Source organism: Actinoplanes sp. NPDC026670, from assembly GCF_040638175.1.
Classification (GTDB): Bacteria; Actinomycetota; Actinomycetes; order Mycobacteriales; family Micromonosporaceae; genus Actinoplanes.
Genome location: NZ_JBEZXU010000068.1, coordinates 39,689 through 63,252 on the forward strand (window position 1 = coordinate 39,689; position 23,564 = coordinate 63,252).

20 protein-coding genes are annotated in these 23,564 nt (G+C 71.8%); 12 read left to right on the forward strand and 8 right to left on the reverse strand.

From position 1 onward, the window contains the following. Positions 1 to 999 precede the first annotated feature (999 nt). A complete protein-coding gene (locus AB0E94_RS42375; protein ID WP_360338639.1) occupies positions 1,000 to 1,659 on the forward strand; it encodes a response regulator transcription factor in 660 nt (219 codons plus the stop codon). Positions 1,660 to 1,794: 135 nt separating this feature from the next. Next, positions 1,795 to 2,346, forward strand: coding sequence for a hypothetical protein (locus AB0E94_RS42380; RefSeq protein ID WP_360338642.1), 552 nt, complete (start codon positions 1,795 to 1,797; stop codon positions 2,344 to 2,346). An 881-nt stretch (positions 2,347 to 3,227) separates the two neighbouring features. Here AB0E94_RS42380 and AB0E94_RS42385 read toward each other — a convergent pair. Then, positions 3,228 to 4,109, reverse strand: a complete 882-nt coding sequence (locus tag AB0E94_RS42385) for a winged helix-turn-helix transcriptional regulator (RefSeq protein WP_360338645.1) — start codon at positions 4,107 to 4,109, stop codon at positions 3,228 to 3,230. A gap of 25 nt (positions 4,110 to 4,134) precedes the next feature. Here AB0E94_RS42385 and AB0E94_RS42390 point away from each other — a divergent pair, with 25 nt between their 5' ends. Continuing rightward, positions 4,135 to 5,373: an MFS transporter gene (locus AB0E94_RS42390; RefSeq protein ID WP_360338648.1), complete on the forward strand. Its 1,239-nt coding sequence runs from the start codon at positions 4,135 to 4,137 to the stop codon at positions 5,371 to 5,373. Here AB0E94_RS42390 and AB0E94_RS42395 read toward each other — a convergent pair. Continuing rightward, positions 5,295 to 6,587 (reverse strand): helix-turn-helix domain-containing protein, encoded by a 1,293-nt coding sequence (locus tag AB0E94_RS42395; protein ID WP_360338651.1) that lies wholly within the window; start codon positions 6,585 to 6,587, stop codon positions 5,295 to 5,297. The genes AB0E94_RS42390 and AB0E94_RS42395 overlap by 79 nt on opposite strands. Before the next feature lie 226 nt (positions 6,588 to 6,813). Between AB0E94_RS42395 and AB0E94_RS42400 the strand changes: the two genes are divergently transcribed. Next, positions 6,814 to 7,908, forward strand: a complete 1,095-nt coding sequence (locus AB0E94_RS42400; protein WP_360338654.1) for a hypothetical protein — start codon at positions 6,814 to 6,816, stop codon at positions 7,906 to 7,908. Positions 7,909 to 7,914: 6 nt separating this feature from the next. On the opposite strand, the gene AB0E94_RS42405 is transcribed toward AB0E94_RS42400, so the two are convergent. Next, positions 7,915 to 8,493, reverse strand: a complete 579-nt coding sequence (locus tag AB0E94_RS42405) for a MarR family winged helix-turn-helix transcriptional regulator (RefSeq protein WP_360338657.1) — start codon at positions 8,491 to 8,493, stop codon at positions 7,915 to 7,917. 72 nt (positions 8,494 to 8,565) lie between these two features. On the opposite strand from AB0E94_RS42405, the gene AB0E94_RS42410 reads away from it, so the two are divergent. Then, complete coding sequence (locus AB0E94_RS42410) at positions 8,566 to 9,204, forward strand: NAD(P)H-binding protein (RefSeq protein WP_360338660.1); 639 nt, start codon at positions 8,566 to 8,568, stop codon at positions 9,202 to 9,204. Between the two features lie 137 nt (positions 9,205 to 9,341). On the opposite strand, the gene AB0E94_RS42415 is transcribed toward AB0E94_RS42410, so the two are convergent. Then, entirely contained in the window at positions 9,342 to 10,028 is a 687-nt protein-coding gene (locus AB0E94_RS42415) for an NAD(P)-binding domain-containing protein (RefSeq protein ID WP_360338662.1), read from the reverse strand. A gap of 115 nt (positions 10,029 to 10,143) precedes the next feature. On the opposite strand from AB0E94_RS42415, the gene AB0E94_RS42420 reads away from it, so the two are divergent. Genes AB0E94_RS42420 through AB0E94_RS42430 form a run of 3 tightly spaced genes read left to right on the forward strand, consistent with a single transcriptional unit; the run spans position 10,144 to position 12,292 of the window. Further along, positions 10,144 to 10,728 carry a helix-turn-helix domain-containing protein gene (locus tag AB0E94_RS42420; RefSeq protein ID WP_360338665.1) on the forward strand — a complete coding sequence of 195 codons (585 nt, stop codon included), beginning with the start codon at positions 10,144 to 10,146 and terminating at the stop codon, positions 10,726 to 10,728. Beyond that, positions 10,725 to 11,456, forward strand: coding sequence for an HAD-IA family hydrolase (locus AB0E94_RS42425; protein ID WP_360338668.1), 732 nt, complete (start codon positions 10,725 to 10,727; stop codon positions 11,454 to 11,456). Before AB0E94_RS42420 ends, AB0E94_RS42425 begins: the two co-directional genes overlap by 4 nt. Then, on the forward strand, positions 11,453 to 12,292 hold the full coding sequence (locus AB0E94_RS42430; RefSeq protein WP_360338670.1) for an ornithine cyclodeaminase family protein: 840 nt from the start codon (positions 11,453 to 11,455) through the stop codon (positions 12,290 to 12,292). The genes AB0E94_RS42425 and AB0E94_RS42430 overlap by 4 nt, the downstream gene beginning before the upstream one ends. A gap of 24 nt (positions 12,293 to 12,316) precedes the next feature. Here the strand turns inward: AB0E94_RS42430 and AB0E94_RS42435 are convergent, their stop codons facing one another. Together AB0E94_RS42435 and AB0E94_RS42440 are read right to left on the reverse strand one after the other, a co-directional pair. Then, entirely contained in the window at positions 12,317 to 13,024 is a 708-nt protein-coding gene (locus tag AB0E94_RS42435) for a hypothetical protein (RefSeq protein WP_360338673.1), read from the reverse strand. 87 nt (positions 13,025 to 13,111) lie between these two features. Then, positions 13,112 to 13,726 carry a PilZ domain-containing protein gene (locus tag AB0E94_RS42440; RefSeq protein WP_360338676.1) on the reverse strand — a complete coding sequence of 205 codons (615 nt, stop codon included), beginning with the start codon at positions 13,724 to 13,726 and terminating at the stop codon, positions 13,112 to 13,114. A gap of 144 nt (positions 13,727 to 13,870) precedes the next feature. On the opposite strand from AB0E94_RS42440, the gene AB0E94_RS42445 reads away from it, so the two are divergent. Continuing rightward, positions 13,871 to 16,648: an AAA family ATPase gene (locus tag AB0E94_RS42445; protein ID WP_360338679.1), complete on the forward strand. Its 2,778-nt coding sequence runs from the start codon at positions 13,871 to 13,873 to the stop codon at positions 16,646 to 16,648. A 13-nt stretch (positions 16,649 to 16,661) separates the two neighbouring features. Here AB0E94_RS42445 and AB0E94_RS42450 read toward each other — a convergent pair whose 3' ends face one another. Further along, positions 16,662 to 17,738 (reverse strand): hypothetical protein, encoded by a 1,077-nt coding sequence (locus AB0E94_RS42450; protein ID WP_360338682.1) that lies wholly within the window; start codon positions 17,736 to 17,738, stop codon positions 16,662 to 16,664. 157 nt (positions 17,739 to 17,895) lie between these two features. Between AB0E94_RS42450 and AB0E94_RS42455 the strand changes: the two genes are divergently transcribed. Continuing rightward, positions 17,896 to 19,908 (forward strand): M3 family metallopeptidase, encoded by a 2,013-nt coding sequence (locus AB0E94_RS42455; protein WP_360338685.1) that lies wholly within the window; start codon positions 17,896 to 17,898, stop codon positions 19,906 to 19,908. Positions 19,909 to 19,935: 27 nt separating this feature from the next. Beyond that, complete coding sequence (locus AB0E94_RS42460) at positions 19,936 to 20,772, forward strand: patatin-like phospholipase family protein (protein ID WP_360338688.1); 837 nt, start codon at positions 19,936 to 19,938, stop codon at positions 20,770 to 20,772. Here the strand turns inward: AB0E94_RS42460 and AB0E94_RS42465 are convergent. Beyond that, positions 20,766 to 22,367 (reverse strand): methyl-accepting chemotaxis protein, encoded by a 1,602-nt coding sequence (locus AB0E94_RS42465; RefSeq protein WP_360338691.1) that lies wholly within the window; start codon positions 22,365 to 22,367, stop codon positions 20,766 to 20,768. The genes AB0E94_RS42460 and AB0E94_RS42465 overlap by 7 nt on opposite strands. A gap of 231 nt (positions 22,368 to 22,598) precedes the next feature. Here AB0E94_RS42465 and AB0E94_RS42470 point away from each other — a divergent pair. Beyond that, on the forward strand, positions 22,599 to 23,564 hold a 966-nt coding region (locus tag AB0E94_RS42470), incomplete at its 3' end, for a non-reducing end alpha-L-arabinofuranosidase family hydrolase (protein WP_360338694.1).

A 23,564-nucleotide genomic window follows, 5' to 3' on the forward strand; every position in this document is an offset into this window, starting at 1 on the left:
CCGGCCTCTCCGGCCTCTCCGGCCTCTCCGGCCTCTCCGGCCTCTCCGGCCTCTCCGGCCTCTCCGGCCTCTCCGGCCTCTCCGGCCTCTCCGGCCGCGCCGCCGGTCCGGGCGGCGGGCGTTGACCGCCTGCCGGATATTCGGCAGGCCGTGTCACCTCGTGTGCAGGCGGTCGTGCCGGTGATCTCGGTGCAGCCGCCGAAGGCCGGGCAGATCTCGGTGCAGTTGCCGAAGGCCGGGCCACACTCGCTGAGTCCTGCACCGGCTGTCGTGCCTGCGATTCCGGTCCAGCCCTCAGCGCCCTGGAAGCCATCACTGCCTCTCGGGCCGGCTCGTATGCCCGCGGTCACCAGTCAGGTGACGGACGATTGGTTGCTTCCGGCCAAAGGCGTGGTGGAGGCGGTGGTCGGCCACCTGGCGGAGGGCCGGCTGCTTCCGGCACCGATCATGTCGGGGGCGGTTGTCAGCCGTCTTGCGGAGGGCTGGCCGCTTCCGGCACCGATCATCGTGGGTGCGATCTCCGGCCGGTCATCAGTGAGCGCGCAGCGTCCCTCGGCGGTCGTCTGTCCTCCACCGGCGCCGCAAGGCGGATGGCAGGCCGGACCTCCGACGGGGTCCTCCGTTGCGGGCATCCGGATGGAGGCCCCCGGGCATAGCGGCAGCATGCTGCGCGTCCCACCTGCAGTGCCGCGGTCTCCGGTCGAGCCGACGCATCCGGGAACCCAGTCGGCGGGTTGCGGCCAGCTACGCGACTCCGGCGGCGCCAACGCGCCGTCGATGGGTGACGTCCCCTCGTCATGGCGGCCGGAGACCCACTCCGCCACAGTCATCTCGCCCGAGCAGACGAACACCACCGGGCGGTCCGTCCGGTATTGCAGTCCTCCCAGCTGATCACACGGTCCGGAATCGGGCCGGCGCCGGTGAACCGACCAGGCGCCGCGCCACCCGGCCGGCCTTCGAAGAGACGCCGGCATTCCCGACCCTGGCTGGGAGGCCTTCGTGATCCGCATTCTGCTCGCCGAACCCATGAACCTGCTGCGCGGTGCCCTGGCCGCGACCCTGTCCCTGGAGGACGACTTCACCGTGGTCGCCGAACTGGACCGCCTCGACAAGGCGCCCGACATGGCCCGCGCGGTGCATCCGGACGTCGCGGTCGTCAACGCCGGCCTGCTGGCCGGCGCCGGCCTCGACCTGGTCGCCCGATTCGGCCCGGACCAGGCCCGTCGCTTGGTCACCGGCCAAACCGATTGCTCGGGTACGGGCTGGGCCGGCTCCGCGACGCTCGTGCTGGCCGACTCCGACGCCTCGGCGACCCTGCACCGCGCACTGGAGGACGCCCACGTCCGCGGTGTGGTCAGCACCCAGGCCGCCCCGCACGAACTGGTCCACGCCATCCGGCGGCTCGCCCGCGGCGAACGTGTCATCGACCCGCGCCTGGCTGTCGCCATGGTCGCCGCCCGTCCCAGCCCGTTGTCCGCGCGGGAGGCGGACGTGCTGCGGGTGGCCGGTTCCGGGGTGCCGTCCACCGAGGTGGCCGCGATGCTGCACCTGACCGCCGGAACCGTCCGCAACTACATGTCGGTGATCCTGCGCAAGACCGGCGCCCGCAACCGCCTCGAAGCCGTCCGGGTAGCGGAGAGCGCCGGTTGGCTGCGGTGAAACGTGACTCCTGTCAGGAATCCGCCCTGACTCCACTCACCCCCAGCCGATGACACAACTCACTGGGACAGCCCGGTTCGGACATCGAGGCTTATCGGGGTAACCACACCGGACAACGCGAAAGCGGGAGGAACGATGACACACCGGCAACGACTCTCGATGCTCGTCGCGATGCTGATCGTGGCGTTAGGGCTGGCCACCACCGGCGCCGGTACGGCAGCCGTCGCCGCACCGAAAGCCCAGGCGGCCGCGGTGCCCAGCGCCCCGGTCACCGGCAGCTTCACCGACGCGTCCGGCGGGACCGGCGCCTTCGCCGGAACGTTCACCCCGACCAGCTTCGCCGACCAGAACGGCAGCCTGGTCGCCACCGGCACCCTGACCGGTACGCTGACCGACTCGGCCGGAACCACGGTCGGCACCGTCGACCAGAGCATCACCACGCCCGCCGCGATCGCCCAGGCCACCTGCCGGATCCTGGACCTGACGCTCGGCCCGCTGCACCTGGACCTGCTCGGCCTGGTCGTGGACCTCAACCAGCTGCACCTGGTGATCAACGCGGTGTCGGCGCCCGGCAATCTGCTCGGCAACCTGCTCTGCGCGATCGCCGGCCTGCTGAACCCGCTGCCCAGCGCGGGTGTCCTCGCCGCACTCCTCAACCTCCTGCTGGCCCTCCTCAGCGGCGCCTGACCGCCCCCGAACGCGGGCGGCCGCACCCCCTGCCCGGGGCGCGGCCGCCCGTTGCGGCATCTTGCCCGAATGCGCCCGCCCGCAGTGACCTTGCACGATTCTTCACGTCCTGGAGTGCAAAATCATGCAAGGTCCACATCCCGACGTGGATCTTGCACTGGTTTGTCTGTTTAACGTGAATCTTGCACGTGCTTGTCCGCTCAACGTAGCCTCTGTGCCCTTCTGTCTGCCTGACGTAGATCTTGCACCTGTTTGGCCGCCGTGAACGCTTCTTCAAGGCTTTCGCTGTATCCGAGCTCTGCCGGGCGATGACTTCGCGCCCGGCCTGCGGACTGTCGCACCGGTCACGCAGGCGACCGGGACACTCGGACGAAATGTCATGTTTTGCATAGGTCTCAGCCTCGGCCAGCCGCTCGCCGCCCGCGGATCTTGCATGGTTCTCCACCTTCGCGGCGATCTTGCAGATTTTTTCACGTCTGGGTGTGGTTTGTCGTGCAAGGTCTACTGCGCCGGGGAGGCCTTGCAGCTTTCTTCCCGTCGGGACGTGGAGAAGGCTGCAAGATCGGCGCGAGGGTGAAGAATCATGCAAGATCCGCGGCGGTAAGCGGCGAGCCACGGGCGACGAACCGGGGTGCGAAGCCGGAGTGCCAAGCCCGGACACCAAGCCGAGACGCTGAGCCGGGGGAGGCGTCGCGGGCGAGGAGCCGATCCGTGCAAGATCGACTCGGGTAGCGGGTTGGTGCGCGAGCGGTCGGCTCTCCGGGGGTGACCGGGACCGCCGAGGCAGGGGGTGTGGCGGTCACCGGGTGGTCTGTTCGCGGAGCAGGTGGAGCATCTCGGTCAGCGGGTGGTCTGTTCGCGGACCAGGTGGAGCATCTCGGTCAGCGGGTGGTCTGTTCGCGGAGCAGATGCAGCATCTCGGTCACCGAACCGGCCGGGTCGGTCACCGGGAACTGGACGGCCCGGATCGTCGCCGCCGGGTCCAGCAGCAGGCTGACCCGTTTGAGCCGGTCGGTTCCGGCGGCCCGGAACGTGGGCAGCAGCAACGCCGACGTGAGCCGCCCGTCGGTGTCGGACAGCAGCGGGAACGGCAGCCTGGCGTGCGCGGCGAACGCGGCCAGCTGGTCCGGGCGCTGGGTGCTGACCCCGTGGACCTGTGCACCGGCCGCGGTGAAATCGGGCGCGTGCCGGGCGTACGTCATGGATTCGAGCGTGCAACCGGGCGCCCCCGGAATGTCGGACCACGACGGCGGCAGGCCCTGGGATCCGGGGACGAAGGCGCCGGGAAAACAGTAGAGGACCGTCCATGAGTCAGTGACGGCCGGCGGCACGGTGACACCGTCGTGCCGGGCCAGGGTGAGCGCCGGAAGCCGCCGCCCGACGAGGGCATGCACCCGGCGGGCCTCGGCCGAGTCGGCGGAGGCGGTGGCGGTCAGTGAACCGTCGCCGAGCACGTGCCGGTCGCCCCACTCCTGCAAGGCGATCAGCGCCGGCAGCAGGCCCTCGCCTTTGGCGGTGAGCAGGTAGTCGTAGCGGGGCGGCCGGTCCGTGTAGCGGCGGCGTTTGAGGACGCCGTGCTCGGTGAGGGCGGCGAGCCGTTCGGCCAGGGCCCGCCGGCTCATGCCGAGCCCGCGCTGCAGGCCGTCGAAGCGGGTCACGCCGCCGGCGATGTCACGCACGATCAGGAAGGTCCACCAGTCGGTCAGGACGCCGAGGGATTGTGCGATGCCGCAGTCGGCGTCGGCGAGGTCGACTCTTCTCACGCCCACCACTATAGTCAGTTCCATTATGAAACTTACTGCGTTCTGGCGCTGGTGGATCGCCGGCACGACCAGCCACCTCGGCTCCGCGGTCGGCGGGGTGGCGCTGCCCCTGACCGCGCTGGTCGTGCTCGACGCCACCGCCTTCGAGATGGGCCTGATCACCGCGGCCGGCTACCTCGCGTACCTGCTGATCAGCCTCCCGGCCGGGGTGATCGTGCAACGGGTGCCGCTGCGCGGCATGCAGGTCGTCCTCGACGTGATCCGCGGCCTGGCCATCGCGTCGGTCCCGGTCGCCTGGTGGTCCGGCACGCTCACCGTCGCCCAGCTGGTGGTGGTCGCGCTGGTGGTGAGCTTCGGCAACGTGCTGTTCGACGTGGCCAACCAGACCTTCCTGCCCGAGATCGTGCCGCCCGAGCAACTCCAGGCCCGCAACAGCCTCAATTCCGGCACGCACGCCGCCACCCAGCTGGGCGGGCCGTCGCTCGGCGGTCTCGCGGTGCAACTGCTCGGCGCGGTGCCGACCCTATTCGTCGACGCGGTCAGCTATCTGATCTCGGCGACACTGCTGCGGACGCTTCCGGAGCGCCGGGTGGAGCGGCCGGCGCAACGTCCGCCGATGGTCACCATGATCAAAGACGGTTGGCGGTACGTGCTACGCCATCCGATCATCGGCCCGGCCATGTGGGACGCCACCGCCACCAACTTCGTGTGCGGCGCGATGCTCGCCCTGTTCCCGTTCTATCTGGTGCGCGAGCTGCACGCGTCACCGCTGCTGGTCGGGGTGCTGCTGGCCGCGGACGGGCTGGGCACGCTGATCGGGGCCGCGCTGACCACCAGGTTCACCGACCGGGTCGGCACCGCCCGCGGCCTGATCATCGCGGCCGTCGTGGGGGTGGCCGGGGCACTGATCATCCCGCTCGGCACGGGGCTCTCCGGTTATGTGGCGTTCGCGGCCGGCAACCTGATCTTCGCCGGGTCCACCGTGGTGCTCAGCGTGACCACCCGCACCTACCGGATGCTGGCCAGCCCGCCGGAGCTGCTGTCCCGGGTGATCGCGACGGTCAAGTTCGTGTCCTGGGGCGCCATCCCGCTCGGTGGCCTGCTCGCGGGCGTGCTGGCCGGGCCGCTCGGCGCCCGTACCACATTGGTGATCTTTGGATCCTTGACCGTGTTGTCGCCGATCATCTACCTGTCCACGCCGATCCGCCGGATGCGCGACCTGCCGCTCGGCCCGGCCCCGGAACCGGCCGGCGCCACCACCTGATCCTCGGCCGGACCGCCGGCCGGCCGTCGCTGGGCGAGCGCCACCCGGGCCAGCGGGATCATCGACCGCAGCACCGTGGCCCGGCGGGGCTCGACCTCGGCCAGCAACTGCGCGCGGTGGTCGGGGCCGACCGCCGCCAGCAGGAACGCCGCCTCGGTGTGCGGTGCGGCGGCCACGATCGCGGTGGCCGCCGCGGCCGGCAGGGTGGCCAGCAACGTGGCGGCGTGCTGCGGGTCCGCCTCGTAGAGGATGTGCCCGGCCCGTTCCGGCGGAGTGCGGACGAGCAGCCCGGCCGCGCGTTCGGCGGACAGCCCGGCGAGCAGCCCGGCGGCGGCGTCGGGCGCGACCGAGGCGACGATCTTGGCGGCGCGGACCGCGTCGATCGTGTCCAGCACGGCGACCGCCCAGCTGTAACTCGTGCTGTACAGCACCTCGATGGCCAGCGCGGTGGGCAGCGCGGCGTCGGCCATCAGCCTGGTCTTCCACTCGGTCGGCATGCCGGAGACCAGCCCGAGGGCGGCGGCGCGCGGCATCTCGTACAGCAGCCGGGCCGCGACCGCCACCGGCAGCGCCGCGAGGACCGCCTGGCCCCCGGCCGCCGGCATCGACTGAAGCTGGTCGGCCGCGACGACGCTCTCCTCGGCCTGGAACAACCGGGCGGCGGTGTCCGGCGCGATGGCGTTCAGGCAGGCGAGCACCGCGTACGCGGGCATCGCGCGCAGACACTCGACAGCGGCCGCCGAGGTCATCGCGGTGAGGTACCGGCCCGCCTCGGCCGCCGCGAGCGTGCCCAGATAGCTGGCCGCCACATTCGTGGGCATCGCGGTCAGGATGGCGGCGGTGCCGGCGGTCGGCGCCGGGACGATGGCCGGCGCGACGGCGACCGGCACCTGCCGGCGCACCCGGCGGTTGTCGGCCGCCCGCTGCCGCGCCTCGGTCCACTGCGCCAGCTCGTCGTCCGGCAGCCCGCACGCCCGCGCGAACTCGTAGACCACCCGGGTGCCCGGCAGCGTGCGCCCCGACAGCGCGTTGGAGAGCGTGGTGAGCGGCACCCCGGTCCGGTCGGCGAGCACCCGCAGCGTCGGCGGATCGTCGGCCGGGCTCGGCCGTGCCGACCGGCGCAGCCCGCTCAGCGCGGCGGCGAGCTCGGCGACGGTGTGCACCGCCTCTATCGGCGGCGGCTGTCCTGCGGGAACGGCGTGAAGATCCGGCACACATCCATCATGTTCCACGTCTTTCGGAGTTGTTCCAAGATTCAGCCGACCGGGTGACATCGATGATGCTCGGGAATGTCCGGGTGTGGTCCACTGGCCGCCCGCACAGATTGTGCGACCGTCAGGGGCGGCGTCTCTGAGACGATTTCGATGAGTTTCACTCTGCCCGTCATGGACGTTGATCCATCGCTCCGGGCCCGGCAGGATGCGAAAGGCAGGACTGGGTGTGCGTGAGGAACTGCCCGGCGATGAGCGCGTCGAGTTCTGGCGCCGACGCCGTGACCTGAGCTCCGACGACCTCGCCGACGGCGACCCCGGTGACAGTGTGCACGAGATCGCTGCTGTCCTGCGGATCGACGTGCCGTTGCTGATGGGCCGCGACCCGCAGCCACAGCCCCTGGACGTGAGCGACCCGATCGGCGAGAACCTCGACCGGGTCCGCGAATTCCTGGAGCGTACCGACGCGATGGGGCCCGGCCCGGGAACCGCCGTGCCGTCGCTCGCCGCGATCACCATGATGCTGCGCGACGCGTGGCAGGCCTACAGCCACGCCGAGTACGACACGCTGATGGCCGCCCTGCCCCGGCTGCTGCGCGGCGCCGCCGTCTCGGACCGCACCCGGGCCGGTGGGCCTGAGGGTCCCGAGGCGTCCCGGCTGCTCAGCCAGGCGTACCAGGTGACCGCCGCGGCGCTGCGGAAACTCGGCGAGTACCACCTGTCGTGGCTGACCGCCGACCGCGCGATCGAGGCGGCCGGTCGGGGCCGGGACCGCCTGCTGGCCGCGACCGCCGCCCGGTTCGTCTCGGCGGCCCTGCTGGCGATCGGCCGCCCGGCCGCGGCGTTCAACCTGACCATGGCAGTGACCAGGGCGTTTCCCGCGAGCAGCGGCCCCGACCCGGTGATCGGCGGATCCCTGCTGCTGCAGAGCGCGGCCGCCGCCGCCCGGATGGGCGACACCGCCGCGACCCGCAGCCTGCTGTCGTCGGCCGGGGCGGTCGCCACCCGGCTCGGCTGCGACGCCGACCGCTACTGGACCCGTTTCGGCCCGACCGCCGTCGAACTGTCCCGGGCCAGCGCCGCCGTCGACCTCGGGGACGGCGGCCACGCCATCAGCGTCCACCACCGGCTGCCACCGGCCCGCCTCGACGACCTGCCACGCGAACAGCACGCCGGCCACTATCTGACGCTGGCCCGGGCGTACCTCCAGGTCGGCGGGATCGGCCGGGCCGCCCGGGCGCTGGACACCAGCACCCGGATCGCCCCGGGCGAGGCCCACAGCCCGCTCCACCAGGCGATCCGCCTCCAGATCGGCACCGCCTGACAGCCGTCAGGCGTGTTTCACGGTTCCGGCGCCCGCGGCTCCCGGCTCCGCCCCTTTCGGCGCCGTGCTTTTCGGTTCTGCGGCTTTCGGGTCTGCGGCTTTCGCGCCGAGGCGCAGCCCCGGATGGGCTCCCGGCGGATTGCCGCTGTGCGCGGCGAGCTTCTGCAGCGCGGCCAGCAGATGGGCCCGCTCGTCCGGCCCGAGCGGGGTGAGGATCTCCGCCTCGTGCCGGTCGGCTACCTCGCGGGCCCGTGGCAGGAGCGCACGCGCGGCCGCCGTCAGATACAGCGCATGCGCCCGCCGGTCGGCCGGATGCCGCCGGCGTTCCACCAGGCCCCGCCGCTCCAGATCATCGATCAAACCGACCATGACCTTCCGGTGTACGCCCACCGCGTCGGCCAGTTGCTGCTGAGTGCCGCCCTCGTCCCGCTCGAGGTGCATCAGCAGCCCGAAGTGGTTGGGCGCGATGCCGAGCGGGGCCAGCCGGGCGCCGAACGTCTGCGCGACGTGGAAGCCGAGCTGGGAGAGCAGGAAGTTGGCCCGGTCGGCCAGCGGCCGGTTCGTGCCTGGTGCGGAGTCGGACACCCGAAGATTGTACGACAGCGTAATTGTCGTCTACGGTAACAGTTACCGGAGTTCCCTACCTTGGAGGCGACGATGAGGCTGACAGTCTTCGGCGCGACCGGCGGCATCGGCGGGCACGTGGTGCGACAGGCGCTGGACCGTGGATTCACCGTGACGGCGGTGGTCCGCGACCCGGCCCGGCTACCGGTGACCCACCCGGCGCTGCGCACGATGGCGGTGCCGGCCCTGGACGGGTCCGGCGACCTCGCTGAGATCGTGCGCGGCAGCGACGCGGTGCTGTCCGGCATCGGCCCGCGCGGCCGTCACGACGGCCCGGTCGCTTCCACCGCCACCCGTTCGATCCTGAAGGCGATGGAGTTCGCCGAGGTCCACCGGCTCGTCGTGGTCAGCGCGGCGCCGGTCGGGCCCGCCCCCGACGGCGAGAGCCTGCTCAACCGGCGTGTCCTGTTCCCGGTGATCAGCGCCGTGCTCAAGGACGTCTACGCCGACCTGCGCGTCATGGAGGACCTGCTGGCCGCGAGCCCCGCCGAGTGGACCGCCATGCGCCCGCCGCGGTTGGTCGACAAGCCGCTGACCGGCCGCTACCGCACCGCGGTCGGCGCCAACGTGGCCCGCGGCAACACGATCGCCCGAGCCGACGTGGCCCACGCCATGCTGGCCGCCCTCGACGACCCCACCACGAACCGGCGGCCGCTCGGCGTTGCCTACTGACCGGCCCGATCCGGCCCGGACATAGGCAAGGCCGGCCCGAGCTGGCCCCCAGGCATACGCCCGGCCGGCCCGATCCGGCCCGGGCATGCGCAAGGCCGGCCCGCCGGACCGAATCCGGACCGGCTCCTGAGCGCCGGTCACCTGCGGTGGGCGGTGACTTCGGTAGCGAGGAGTTTTGCCAGATCGGCTGCTGACACCGGGCGGCCGGGGGCGGCCAGCAGGCCGGCCGGGTCGAGGTGGGCGTGCTGGGCCGGGGTGCCCGGGGCGAAGCGGTGGCTCTCCGCGAGTGGGCCGACCTCGTAGGCGTCGTAGCCGAGGGAGTCCAGCAGACCGGCAACCGCCTTGCGGGCGGACGGGTCGTCGCCGGCGATGGGCAGGGTGCTGCGGTCCGCGGCGCCGGCCGGGCGGGCCAGGGCGGGCAGGTGTGCGAAGTAGACCGTGCTGAACGCCTTCACCACCCGGGAGCCGGGCAGGTGGGCCTGGAGCAGCAGCGGTGCAGGGGTGTGGCCGGCGTCGATCTCGGGGACGCGGCCCTGCCGGGCGGGGTCGTAGTTCAGGGTGTCGATGACGATCCGGCCGTGCAGCGGCGCGGCCGGGACCTGCCGGTACGCCCGGACCGGGATGCTCACCACGATGATGTCGCCGGCTGTCGCGGCCTCGGCCGGGGTTGCCGCGCGGGCGTGCGGGCCGAGCTCGGCGACCAGCTCGTGCAGGGTCTCGGGACCGCGGCTGTTGCTGAGCACGACGTCGTGGCCGGCGCGGACCGCGAGACGGGCCAGGGCGCCGCCGATGTTGCCGCTGCCGAGGAAACCGATGGTGGTCATGGGTGTGCCGCCTGTTCCGGATAAGGTAAGGGGAGCCTTCGGATAAGTGAAGGCACGCCTTGACTTTAGCGCAGGCACCCCTTCACTTCGAGGGTCGTGCCCGGGGGGATGTGTGATGGCGGCCACCGAGCCGGAAACCCGATCAGCGGTACGCCGTCCCGCGCGCGCCGACGCACGGCGCAACTTCGACGCGCTGCTCGACGCCGCCCGGGTGATGTTCGCCGCCGAGGGCGCCGGTGCCTCGCTGGAAGGCATCGCCCGGCGGGCCGGGGTCAACATCGCGACCCTGTACCGCAACTTCCCGACCCGGCAGCACCTGTTCGAAGCCGTCTACTCCGACGAGGTCGAGGCGCTCGCCCGGATGGCGGCCGAACTCGACGGCCTCGAACCGTGGGATGCGCTGGAGAGCTGGCTGCGGCAGTTCGTCAGCTACGCGACCACCAAGAAGGCCGTCTACGACGCGATCGCGCACCGGGAGGAGATGTTCGTCAACGGCCGGGACGTGATCCACGCAGCCGGCCGGCCGCTGCTCGAACGCGCCCAGCGCGCCGGCACGGCCCGCGGCGACGTCACCTTCGACGACGTGCTGTTCCTGGTCAACGGGGTCAGCGGGGCCAACTTCGTGCAGGACGCCCAGCGAGACCGGGTGCTCACGATGGCCCTGGACGGGATCCGGCCCCGCATACAGTTGCGGGCATGACGATCGACCTGACCAGGTTTGCGGCGCTCAGTTTCGACTGCTACGGCACCCTGATCGACTGGGAGGCCGGCATCGCCGCCGTGCTGGCGCCCTGGGCCCGCGAACAGGGGCTCGACATCGGCGACGAAGAGCTGCTGCTGGCGTACGCCGCTCACGAGGCGGCAGCCGAACTGGTCACGCCCGCGCCGCTCTACCCCGACGTGCTCGCTGAGGCGTTCCGGCGTACCGGCGCAGGTCTTGATCGGGAAGTCCCGGAAACGTGGGCCCGGCGCCTGGCGGACTCGGTACCGGACTGGCCGGCCTTCCCGGACTCGGCGGACGCGCTGGCCCGGCTCGCGAAGCACTACCGGTTGATCATCGTCTCCAACGTGCACCGGGACGGATTCGCCGGGAGCAACCGGCACCTGCGCGGCGACTTCGCGGCGATCATCACGGCCGAGGACGTCGGCGGTTACAAACCCGGCGACAGGCACTTCCGTGCGCTCGACGCCGCACTGCCCGGCCTCGGCGTCGAACGGGGACAGCTGCTGCACGTGGCGCAGAGCCTGTTCCACGATCACGTGCCGGCCAGACGGGAGGGGCTGCCGTCGGTGTGGATCAACCGGCGTCATGACCGGCCGGGCTGGGGCGCCACTCCCGAACCGGGCGAGGCCTTCAGCTACGACCTGGAGTTCCCGTCGATGGGCGCGTTCGCCGACGCGGTCGGCCAGGCGTTCCCGAGCCGATGATCCCCTACCTTGCGGCTGAGGAGATCTTCGCGCGGCTGTCACCGGCGGCGGCCGTGTCCGCCATCGAGGACGCGCTCCGGGACGGGCTCGACACGTCGGCCGGGGCGGCCCGCAGCAGTGTGCCGCTGCGGCACGGCTCGATGCTGATGATGCCGGCCGAGTCCGGTTCGCATGCCGGGGTCAAGCTCGTCACCGTCGCGCCCGGCAACGCCGAGCGGGGACTGCCCCGGATCAACGCGGTCTACGTCGTCTTCGACGCGGTCACCCTGCAACCCGTGGCGCTGCTCGACGGCACCGCGCTGACCACTCTGCGGACCCCGGCGGTGTCGTTCGCGGCGGTCCGGCGGTTCCTGCCCGCCCACCCGCACGTCGTGGTGTTCGGCGACGGGCCACAGGGGCGGGGGCATGTCGGCACGCTCGGCGACCTCTGCGCGCCGGCCTCGGTCACGGTCGTCACCCGTACCCGCGGAGGAGATCTTGATCCTGCCTTGCGCTCTGCCGACCTGGTGGTGTGCGCGACCACCGCACGGGCGCCGCTCTTCGACTCGGGCCTGCTCGGCGACGACGTGGTCGTGGTCGCCGTCGGTTCGCACGAACCGGACGCCCGTGAGGTCGACTCGGCGTTCTGCGCCCGCGCCACGGTGATCGTGGAGGACCGGGCGACAGCGCTGCGCGAGGCCGGCGACATCGTGCTGGCCGTCGCCGACGGCGCCCTCGACCCGGACCGGCTGCTCACCATCGGCGACCCGTCGCGCCCGGACGGCCCGGTGCTGTTCAAGGGCACCGGCATGTCCTGGCAGGATCTCGTCGTCGCCGAGGCGATCCTGGCCGCCTGAGGGAGGCCTCGGCGGGTCGTCCGGTCAGAACTGCGGGGTGGTCCACTCGATCGGGGCCAGCCCGGCGATCACCAGGGCGAGCCGCTCGGTCTCGGTCCAGTCGTGCCGGGCCTCCTGGAGCAGGGCCGGCAGCGCGTACAGCGGGGCGGTCATGTCGACGATCAGCTCCGGGTCGAAGGTGGGCTCGTGGTCGCCGAGCCGCTCCCGGTACGCGTCGGAGGCCAGCGACAGCACCTGGTTGTCGACGTCACCGAAGGCCAGCAGCCGGTCGGTGATCGCGTCGATCAGCGGCACCCCGGCGATGATCTCCAGGGTGTCGATGTCGCCGGCGAGCACCGCCTCGGCCAGCGTGAACGAATGCTCCAGCCCGTCGAGCAGCCACTGATCGGACCACATGTCCTCCCAGGTCTGCGCGCACGGCCCGCGCTCGCCGGTCGGCGCCTCGAACAGGTCGCCCAGCGAACCCGGCTCCCGATCGGACTCGGACAGCGCCGCACCCCGCCGAGCCCGGTCACGATTGGTCTCGGGCGACCCGGCGCCGGCTGCCGGGGCGTCGAGCGCGTCGTACAGATAGGTCAGCAGATTGACCCGCGCGTAGTCGGCGGCGAACCGCAACGCCGCAGCCGTGGTCTCCGGCGGCACGAAACCGCTGCGCCGGGCCAGGACGGCATCGATCCTCGCCCGCCTGGCGGCGACGGCTTCCTGGTTTCCGGCACGGTGGAGGCTCGACATCCCCGAACAATAGCCGCTACAACCGCCGGGGATCATGGGCGGCCGGCAGGCGGGTCCCTTGGCCGGCCACCAGGGTCACCGCGGTGGTCACTGGGTCTTCTGGAAGGCGTCGATCCGGTCGCGGACCTCGGCGTTCATGTCCACGAACAGCAGCCGGACGTCACCGAGCTCGTCGCTGCCGCGCACGTGACAGTCGACGTCGGCGGGGCCGTCCGGCAGCAGCACCGAGAGGGTGACCAGCTCGCCCGGGGCCAGGCCGTCGACCAGGTCGAGCAGGGCCTCCTCGCCGAGGTCGTCGACGTCGAGATCGACGATGACCCGGGCCCCGCCCACCGACAGGTCGATCGCCAGGCCGGGGAACATCTGACCCGACGGCAGGATCAGCACGACCGGCACCTGGACCGAGACGCGCCGGGAGCGCCGCCGGTCGACGGCGCCCACGGTCGTGTCCACCCGCATGTACACGCCCGGCATGGCGCCGGCGGGTGGCGGCACGACCGTGCCCACGATGCTGAAACCGGTGCCGTTCTGCGTCCAGAGCAGGGCCACGTCGACACCGATCATGGCGAACCCGGTGAGGCTCAGCCGGAGCGTGCCGTCGTTCTCACGCGTGACCCGGCAGGCGCGGGCCGGGCCACCGCCGAGCGACGCGCTGGCGGAAGGGGCGGTCCACGGCTGTGGTTCCTCGGTGGTCTTGACCATGCACCGACGGTACCGTCGCGGACCGCCCTCAAGTCGCAGGTCAGCGTGCCTGGGCGGCCCGATCGGGTCATGCCGCCGGGAGCGGGCCGCCGGCTGCTACGATCCGGGCCCGATATCGAACCTGCTCACTCCTTGGAGGCGGGAATGGGTGCGTTCGTCGGGCGCCGGGCCGAGCTCGACCTCCTCGACGGGGCGGCCAGGCGTGCGCGAGACGGCGCCGGCGGCGCCGTGTTCCTGCTGGGTGAGGCCGGGATCGGCAAGAGCCGGCTGGCCGCCGAGGCCGCCGCCGGGCATTCGCGGACCGGTGGGCGGGTGGTCAAGGGCCGGGCCGGCGTCACACCCCTGCGGGCGCTGTCCGAGGCGGTGCTGACGGCCACCCGGTTCGACGGCGTAACGCTGGACCGGCTCGGGGAGTTCAAGCCCGTCGTGTGGCGGCTGGCCGCCGGCGGGGGACCGGCCGACCCGCCGCTGGTCCGGGCCGAGGCGATGCTGCGGCTGCTCGCCCTGTGCGGGCGGGCCGCCGGCTGCCTGCTGATCCTCGAGGACCTGCACGAAGCCGACCGGGACACCACCGCCGTCGTGGACTACCTGCTCGACAACGTGGCCACCGAGCCGGTGCTGATCGTCGGGACGCTGCGACCCGGCCCGGGCCCGGCGCTGGAGACCGTCACGGCCGCCGCCCGGCGCCGCGCGGCAGTCACCGTCGAGTTGCGGCCGTTCGACCGGGCCGAGACCGCGGCCCTGGTGAGTCAGTGCCTGGGCGGCGAGGCGCCCGGCGAGCTCGTCGACCGGGTGGACCGGGGCGCCGAGGGGAACCCGTTCGTCATCGAGGAACTCGTCGCGGCCCTGGCCGACGACCGGGGTGACCCACAGAGTCCGGTTCCGGCGTCGGTCACGGCCGCCATCCTGGACCGGGTCGAGCGGCTCGGGGCCGGGGTCGCGCCCTTTCTCCGGGGCGCCGCCGTGTTCGGCCGTACCTTCTCGATGTCCGGCGCCGCGGCTGCCGCGGGCGTATCGGAGACCGAGGCGCTGCGCTGTCTGCGGCTGGCCGGCGAAGCGCGGCTGGTCGGCCCGGACGCCGGCGACCGGTACAGCTTCCGGCACGCCCTGACCGCCGAGGCGATGCTCGCCCGGCTGCTCCCGGCCGAACGCGCCCGGCTGTGCGCGGCGGCGGCCGCCGCCGTCGAGGCCGGTGACGACGGGCAGTGGCAGGCCGCGGAGCTGTGGGCCGCCGCCGGCCGTCCGGATCGGGCCGCCGCCAGCTACGCCCGATCCGGCCGGCGTGCCGTCGAGCAGGGCGCCATCGCCACCGCGGTGACGCTGCTGGACCGCGGGCTCACCCACGCCGTCGACCCGGCGACGACCGCCGGACTGCTGGAGACCCTGACCACCGCCCTGGCCGCGGCCGGCGAGGCGGCCCGGGTCTTCGAACTCGGCGACCGGCTCGACACGCTGCTGTCGGCGATCGACGCGCCACCGGCCCGCCGGGTCGCCGCCCGGCTGGCCCGGGCCCGTGCGGCCGCCACCGCGGGCGCCTGGGACCGGGGACTCGACGAGATCGCCGCCGCCCGTGCCGTCGCGGGGGAGCCGGCCGCGCCGATCGACGCCGTCGCCGCGTTCCTCAGCTTCGCCTCGACCCGCCCCGACCGCATCACCGTCGGCCGGCGGTACGCGACCGCCGCGCTCACCGGCGCCGAGCGGGCAGCCCTGCCCGAGGTCGCCTGTGAGGCCCTGGAAGTGCTGGTCCGCTGCGCCCGGGACACCGACCTGCCGGCTGCCGCCGGGCACGCCCGACGGATGCTGGAGGTGGCCCGGCGACACGACCTGCCCTACTGGCGGCTGCGGGCCGCCGTCGAATCGGCCACGATCGCGAAGGAACTCACCAACGACATCGAGCCGCTGCTGGCGATCCGGCAGGAGGCGATCGACGCCGGGGTGGTCATCACCGTCGCCTGGATCGACTTCCACCTGGCGATCGCCTACCTGCTGCGCGGCGCGACCGGCGACGCACAACGGCATCTCGCCCACGCCACCGAGGCCGGGAACCGGCTGCGGCAGCCCGAGCTCCAGCTCGTCGCGTTCGCCGGAGCGGCCACGCTCGCCGCCTGCCGCCCCGACCGGGCCGCCCTCGAACGGGTGCTGGAACCGCTGGTGACCCAGGAGATGTTCGCCCACGGCGCGGAAACCTGGTGGTATCTGCGGGCCGTCTGCTCCTGGATGGACGAGGACCCGGAGCGGGCGCTGCGCGAACTCGGCGAGGCGGAGGCCGCCGTCGAGGCGGCCGGTCATCTGCGTGGCGCCGGGCACCGCACGGCCCAGCTGCTGCTGCGGGTCGGGCGTGGGCTGGCCGGGTGGACCGAGTACGACAAGCTGGCCGGTTCGCCGCTCTCGCAACAGGCGTTCCACCGCAGCTTCCTCACCTGGAGCCGGGCGATCCTGCTCGGGCGCGACGGGCGTACGGCGGAGACCGAGGAGGCGCTCGCCGAGGCGTTCGCCGCCGGTGCCCGTACCCCGCTGCATCATCATCTCGCCGCCCGGGTCGCCGCGCCGGCCGCGCTGGCCGAAGGGTGGGGCGCGCCGCTGGACTGGCTGCGGGCGGCCGAGGAGTTCTTCCACGATTCAGGGCGCACGCGGGCCGCCGCCGGCTGCCGGGCGCTGCTGCGGGAGGCGGGCGCGGGCAACCGGCAGCGGCGGGCCGGGCACGACACGCTGCCGGCCCGGCTGCGCCTGATCGGGGTCACCGTGCGGGAGTACGACGTGCTGCGGCTCGTCGCCGAACGCCTCGGCAACACCGAGATCGCGGAGCGGCTGTTCCTGTCGCCGCGCACGGTGGAACGGCACATCGGCAGCCTGCGGCAGCGCACCGGGCAGCCGGACCGGGCGCACCTCATCGCGTACGCCCGGAAGCTGCTCGCCGACTGAGCCGAACCGGCTCTCACCTCTCGCAGCCGGGCCAGCTGCTCACGCCGCTGCCACGGCACACGTCGTTGCCGTCGCCGCCGTGGACCCGCTGGTCGGTCTGGCCCGCACCGGTGCCGGCGTCGACCGTGTCGTTGCCGGCGAAGCCCTCGACCACGTCGTTGCCGCCCTGGCCGGACAGGACGTTGCCCTGGCCGTTGCCCTCGATCCAGTCGTTCTGCGGGGAGCCGACCACGTTCTCGAAGTCGGAGTGCACGTTGTGCCGGGGCCGCCAGCTGCTGCACGACCAGGGGAACCACGCCTCGCAGTTGGCGACCCCGCGTTCGCCGTCGTCGTCGTCACCGTCGAGCGACACGTGCACCATGCGGTCCCAGGCCGAGTAGTCGATCGTGTCGAAACCGGCGCCGCCGAAGAAGTCGTGCACCCCGCCCTCGATCCGGGTCGAGTAGACCGTGTCGTTGCCGTCGTCGCCGTAGAAGTCCATGGTGAAGCCGAGGGCCTCGTGGAAACGGTCGTCGCCCGGGCCGCCGTACGCGGTGTCGTTCTCGTAGCCCCACATCGTGTCGTTGCCGGCCTGACCCTCGATGACGTCGCCCAGGTCCCCGCCGTCGAGCAGATCGTCGCCGGCGCCACCACGCAGCACGTCCACGCCGTCTTCGGTGTACACCTCGTCGCGGCCGCCGCCGCCCTGGACCGTGTCCGCCCCGTTCCCGCCGTAGATCACCGCCGGCACCGTGCTGCTGCTCGTGTAGCTGTCGTTGCCGTCGCCGAGCCAGACGGTGAGGCTGATCGCCGCGTCGCAGTGGGCGGTGTTCGCGTCGATCTGCCGGCAGCGGCCACGGTCGTCCACGATCCGTACGCCCGCGTCGGTGTCCGTGATCGCGATCCCCGGTGAGCGCGGCGTGACGGTGATGGTGTTGTCGGCGTCCTGGGCGCCCTCACCGGCGAAGATCGAGATCTGGTCGAGGCTGCCGACCAGGATGACGGATGCGGCGGCGGCGGACGCCGGGGTGGCGGCGAAGGTGCCCGCGGCGACGGTGGACGCCGTGGTGAGCGCGGCGAGGGTGGCGATTCTGGACCGCAGGGACGACACAGGTGGCTCCTTGGTGAGGTCGGACAAGATCCGGTGCCCACCCTCCGATGGCAGCCGATCCGCGCGCATGCGGGCGCAGCCCCCAAATTTCTCCGCCCGCCCGGCAGCGGTGGAAGCGGGCTGACCGGTCCGCCGGCCGGGGGATAGGCTGACCGGGGTGTGGACTGGAGAGCATGGTGGCTACCCGCCCTTCGATCAGGTGAACCCGGCCTCGATCAGAGCAGCGCTCGAGAAGGGCATGGAGCTCAAACGGGCCGAAATCGCCGAGATAGCCGGCGCGGCCGGTACGCCGACCTTCGCCGACACCATCGAGGCGCTCGAAGCCTGCGGCCGTGACCTCGACCGTGCGCAACGGTTCTTCGGCATCTTCACCTCGGCGATGAACGACCAGGCGATGCAGGATCTGCAGACCGAGATGTCGCCGGTCCTGTCGGCCTTCGCCGACGACATCATTCAGAACGCCCAGCTCTTCGCCCGGATCAAGGCGGTCCACGACGGCCGGGCCGGCGCCGGCCTGTCGCCGGAGCAGGAGCGCCTCGTCGAGATCTACTACCGGAACTTCACCCGGCAGGGCGCGGCGCTCGGCCACGCCGACCAGGCCGCGCTGAAGGGCCTCAATCAGCGGCTCGCCTCGCTCTACACGAAGTTCAGCCAGAACGAGCTCGCCGACGAGGAGAACTACCGGCTCACCATCGAGACCGAGGCGGATCTCGACGGCCTGCCCGAATCGCTGCGCGAGGCCGCCGCGGCGACCGCCGAGGCACACGGGGAGAAGGGCAAGTGGGTCTTCCTCAACACGCGTTCCTCGATGGAGCCGTTCCTGACCTACTCCGCCCGCCGTGACCTGCGCGAGCAGGGGTGGCGCATGTGGATCTCGCGGGGCGGCAACGGCACAGCCACCGACAACAAGGCCGTGATCAGCGAGATCCTCCAGCTCCGGACCCAGCGGGCCCGGCTGCTCGGCTTCGAGACCCACGCCCACTGGGTCGTCGAGAACAACATGGCGAAGACTCCGCAGGCCGCCATGGACCTGATGACCAAGCTGTGGGGCCCGGCCCTGCGCCGCGCCCAGGAGGAGATCGCCGACATGCAGGCGATCGCCGACGAGGAGGGCGCCGGCATCACGATCGAGGCCTGGGACCACCGGTTCTACTCGGAGAAGGTGCGCAAGGCGAAATACGACCTCGACCAGAACGAGGTCAAGCTCTACCTCCAGCTCGACAAGATCCGCGACGGCATGTTCTGGGCCGCCGAACGGCTGTACGGCCTGCGGTTCGCCGAACTCGACGGTCTGCCCGTCTACCACGAGGACATGTCGGTCTACGAGGTCACGCGCGGGTCCGAGCGGGTGGGCCTGTGGTATTTCGACCCCTACGCCCGCGCCGGCAAGAACTCCGGTGCGTGGATGAACGAGTACCGCACCCAGGAGCGTTTCCAGGGTGACGTCACCCCGATCGTCTCCAACAACTCGAACTTCGTGAAATCCGGCGCCGGCCCCGTCCTCATCTCCTGGGACGACGCGATCACCATGTTCCACGAGTTCGGCCACGCCCTGCACGGCCTCAGCTCGAACGTCACCTATCCGCGGGTCGCCGGCACCGCAGTCAAACGCGATTTCGTCGAGTTCCCCAGCCAGATCAACGAACACTGGCTCCCGACGCCCGAGGTGCTCGAACGGTTCGCGCTGCACGTCGACACCGGTGAGCCGATGCCCGCCGGACTGCTCGCCAAGATTCAGACATCGCTGACGTTCAACCAGGGCTTCAGCACCGTCGAATTCCTCGCCTCGGCGATCTACGACATGCGGATCCACCTGGCGGCGACGCCTGACGAGGCCATCGACCCGGACGCCTTCGAGCAGAGCTGCATGGCCGAGATCGGCCTGCCGAGGGAGATCGTCATGCGGCACCGCCCGACCCAGTTCGGGCACATCTTCTCGGGCGACGGATATTCGGCCGGCTACTACGTCTACCTCTGGGCCGACGCGCTGACCGCCGACGTGTGGGAAGTGTTCGAAGAGAAGGGCGCCTGGGACCCGGCCACAGCCAAGGCGTTCCTCGACGACATCCTCTCGGTCGGCAATTCCGTCGCGCCGGACGAGGCGTTCCGCAATTTCCGGGGCCGCGACGTCGACACCGAGGCGCTGATGAGGTTGCGCGGCTTCGCCTGACGACCACGACGTGCTTGGATCGGTCGTATGGGTGTTGACGGGAAGGCGCTCGTGCTCGGCGGGGGCGGCGTCACGGGCGTCGCCTGGGAGATCGGGATGCTCCACGGGCTCGCCGAACGTGGCGTCGATCTCACCGATGCCGGGCTGTTCGTGGGGACCTCGGCCGGTTCCTCCGTGGCTGCTCAGGTGCTGTCCGGCGTACCGCTGAAGGATCTTTATGCCGGGCAGCTCGCCGAGGCCACCGGTGAGTTGACCGCTCGCATCGGGCCCGGAGTGATTCTGGGTTTCATGGTCGCCGGGCTCTGGCCCGGTGATCCGGTGCGCGGGCGGGCCTGGCTGGGGCGGCGGGCGCTGCGCACCCGCACGATTCCGGAAGCGGAACGCCGGGCGGTGATCGCCCGGCGGATCGGCGACGGTGCCTGGCCCGCGGTCCGGTTGCGGATCACCGCGGTCGAGGCCGAGACCGGGGCGGTACGCGTTTTCGACGCCGACAGTGGAGTGTCGCTGATCGACGCCGTCTCCGCGAGCTGCGCGGTGCCGCTGGTGTGGCCGCCGGTGGCGATCGACGGCGTCCGCTATGTCGACGGGGGAGTGCGGTCGGTGGCCAACGTGGACCTCGCCGAAGGCGCCGGGCGCGTGGTGGTGCTGGCGCCGACGACCCGTTCGGCGCGCCGGTCCGGCCGTCCGGACGTGCAGCTCAAGTGCCTGGGCGTGCGGGGCGCCGTGATCGCCCCGGATGCCGCCGCGGTCCGGGCGATCGGCGCGAACGTGCTCGATCCGGCCCGACGCCGCCCGGCCGCCGAGGCCGGCTACGCACAGGCCGCCGCCGAAGCCGAGCACCTGCGAGCGATCTGGAGTCAGTAACGGAAGTGTGAGACCAGGGTGCGCAGGTTGGCCGACATCCCGGCCAGTTCCGCGGTCGCCTGCTGCGCCTCGGTGACGCCGTGCGTGGTGTGCTGGGCGGCCTCGGCGACCGTCGACACGTTCACCGCGATCGCGTCGGCTGCCTGCGCGGTGTCCGAGACGCTGCGGTTCATCTCGGCGGTGGTGGCGGTCTGCTCCTCGACCGCCGACGCGATCGTGGTCTGGTAGTCGCTGACCCGCTGGATCACCGCGGCGATCTCACCGATCGCCGCGACCGCGCTGGTGGTGCCGGTCTGGATGGCGTCGACCCGGCGGATGATGTCCTCGGTGGCCCGTGCCGTCTCCTGGGCCAGTTCCTTGACCTCGCCGGCGACGACGGCGAAGCCCTTGCCGGCCTCCCCGGCCCGCGCCGACTCGATCGTCGCGTTGAGGGCCAGCAGGTTGGTCTGCTCGGCGATCGACGTGATCACCTTGACCACCTCGCTGATCTCCCGGGACGACTCACCGAGCGACGCCACGGTGCTGTTGGCGGCTTCGGCGGCCTGTACCGCGGTGATCGCGACGGCGGCCGCCTCACTGGTGGAGTGGGCGATCTCGCGGATCGACGCGCCCATCTGCTCGCTGCCGGCCGAGACCGCCTGCACGTTGTTCGACACCTGGTTCGCGGCCTCGGCGACCGCCTGCGCCTGCACCGCCGACTCCTCGGCGGACGCGGCTATCTGGGTGGACGCCGCGGACATCTGTTCGGCCGCGGCGGCCAGCGCGGACGACGAGTCGTCGATGGTCCGCATCACCTGGCCGAGCGACTGGAGGCTGCGGTCCAGGGCGCCGGCCATGTCGGCGACCTCGTCCCGGCCGCTGATCTCGACCGGAGACGCCAGGTCGCCGTCGGCGAGCAGTTCCAGCCGCTGCCGGATCCGCTCCACCGGACGGGTCACCGACAGGGTGACCAGCGCGGCCAGCACCACCGCGAGGATGACCGCGCCGATGCCGACGGCCCAGGTCAGGCGGGTGCCCGTGGTGTGCGCCTCGGCGGCCTCGCGTTTGGCGGTGGCGAACTCGCTGTCCGCGGTGGCGGCGGTCTGGTCGAGCAGGTCCCCGATCTGCTTGAACAGTTCGATCTCCTTGCCGAGGACGAGCTCGTTGGCGGCCCGGTCGTTGTTGATCCCGTAGAGCCGGGCGATCTCGTCGTCGACGGTCATGAACTCGTCGAGCACCGCGCCGATCTGTGTCAGGTCGTCCTGGGCCTCGTCGGTGGGCGCCAGACCGGCCGCGGCTTCGGCGCGAGCCCGGAACGTGCCGACCGAGGCGAGGAACTCGGCACGTGACGAGCCGGTGTCGGTGGCGGCGTTCGCGACACCGCGCAGCGCGTCGAAGGCGTACGCGGTCTGCCAGCCGTTGAAGTCGGCGGCGGAGAACTTCGCGTCCTTGACGGTGGCGACGAACTGCTGGGCGCGTTCCATCCGATCGGTCGCCGAGTGCTGGCTCGCCGACGTGGCCAGGGCCTCCGTCATCATGAGCAGCATCAGCCCGACGATGACGGTGAAAGCCACCGCCAGCCGTACGCCCAGGCGCATTCGGGTCAGGATCGTCACCCCGTCATGATCGGCCCCGAAACCGATCCGGTGCGAGCGTTCGGCCCGACTGGGTGCCGTTGTGATCGGTGGGGCGAAAGTGATTCGAAAACTGTTACGCCCACTCATTCCGGATAGTCGAGGATGCCCAGTATGGGAGCGCTCCCGTAATCTGTGCGAAAGCGGTGCCCACGCCTGCGAAATAGTCGTCCCCCACGACTGGCGAACCGCGATCCCCGTCAGGAGAAGTGCATGCGCAGAAGCAGAGGCGCCCTGCTGGGCGCTGTCGTGCTGCTCGGCCCGGCGACACTGGCCGTCGCCTTGCCGGCCGCCGCGGCCGCCGGTTGCTCGGTGAACTACACCGTCTCGTCACAGTGGACGGGTGGCTTCGGCGCCGCCGTGACCGTGACGAACCTCGGCGACCCGGTCGACGGCTGGACGCTGACCTGGTCCTACAGCGCCGGCCAGACCGTCACCCAGGCCTGGAACACGACACTCACCCAGTCCGGCGCCGCGGTGACCGCCCGCAACGTCACCTACAACGCCGCCATCCCCACCAACGGCACCGTCTCGTTCGGCTTCAACGGCTCGTGGACCGGCAGCAACCCGGCGCCGTCGGCGTTCAGCCTCAACGGCGTCGCCTGCACCGGCGGCACGACGCCCACATCGCCCACATCGCCCACGTCGCCCACACCGGAACCCTCCGGCTCCTGTGCGCTGCCCGCCACGTATCGCTGGACCTCGACCGGTCAGCTCGCCACCCCGAAAGCCGGCTGGGTGTCGCTCAAGGACTTCACCACGGTTCCGTACAACGGGCGGCAGCTCGTCTACGCCACCACCCACGACACCGGCACGACCTGGGGCTCGATGAACTTCGGGCTGTTCACCAACTGGTCGGAGATGGCCTCGGCCAGCCAGAACACCATGTCGTCGAGCACCGTCGCGCCGTCGCTGTTCTACTTCGCGCCGAAGAACATCTGGGTGCTCGCCTACCAGTGGGGTGGCCCGGCCTTCTCCTACCGCACCTCCAGCGACCCGACCAACCCGAACGGCTGGTCGTCGCCGCAGACCCTGTTCTCCGGCACCATCACCGGTTCCAGCACCGGGCCGATCGACCAGGCCGTCATCGGTGACTCCAGCAACATGTACCTGTTCTTCGCCGGTGACAACGGCAAGATCTACCGGGCGAGCATGCCGATCGGGAACTTCCCCGGCAGC

Coding starts and splice junctions, on each gene's coding strand:
- AB0E94_RS42410 (WP_360338660.1), top strand. CDS start 8,566: ATGAGGCTGACAGTCTTCGGCGCGACCGGCGGCATCGGCGGGCACGTG.
- AB0E94_RS42460 (WP_360338688.1), top strand. CDS start 19,936: ATGGGTGTTGACGGGAAGGCGCTCGTGCTCGGCGGGGGCGGCGTCACG.
- AB0E94_RS42430 (WP_360338670.1), top strand. CDS start 11,453: ATGATCCCCTACCTTGCGGCTGAGGAGATCTTCGCGCGGCTGTCACCG.
- AB0E94_RS42425 (WP_360338668.1), top strand. CDS start 10,725: ATGACGATCGACCTGACCAGGTTTGCGGCGCTCAGTTTCGACTGCTAC.
- AB0E94_RS42440 (WP_360338676.1), bottom strand. CDS start 13,726: ATGGTCAAGACCACCGAGGAACCACAGCCGTGGACCGCCCCTTCCGCC.
- AB0E94_RS42380 (WP_360338642.1), top strand. CDS start 1,795: ATGACACACCGGCAACGACTCTCGATGCTCGTCGCGATGCTGATCGTG.
- AB0E94_RS42415 (WP_360338662.1), bottom strand. CDS start 10,028: ATGACCACCATCGGTTTCCTCGGCAGCGGCAACATCGGCGGCGCCCTG.
- AB0E94_RS42420 (WP_360338665.1), top strand. CDS start 10,144: ATGGCGGCCACCGAGCCGGAAACCCGATCAGCGGTACGCCGTCCCGCG.
- AB0E94_RS42390 (WP_360338648.1), top strand. CDS start 4,135: ATGAAACTTACTGCGTTCTGGCGCTGGTGGATCGCCGGCACGACCAGC.
- AB0E94_RS42435 (WP_360338673.1), bottom strand. CDS start 13,024: ATGTCGAGCCTCCACCGTGCCGGAAACCAGGAAGCCGTCGCCGCCAGG.
- AB0E94_RS42445 (WP_360338679.1), top strand. CDS start 13,871: ATGGGTGCGTTCGTCGGGCGCCGGGCCGAGCTCGACCTCCTCGACGGG.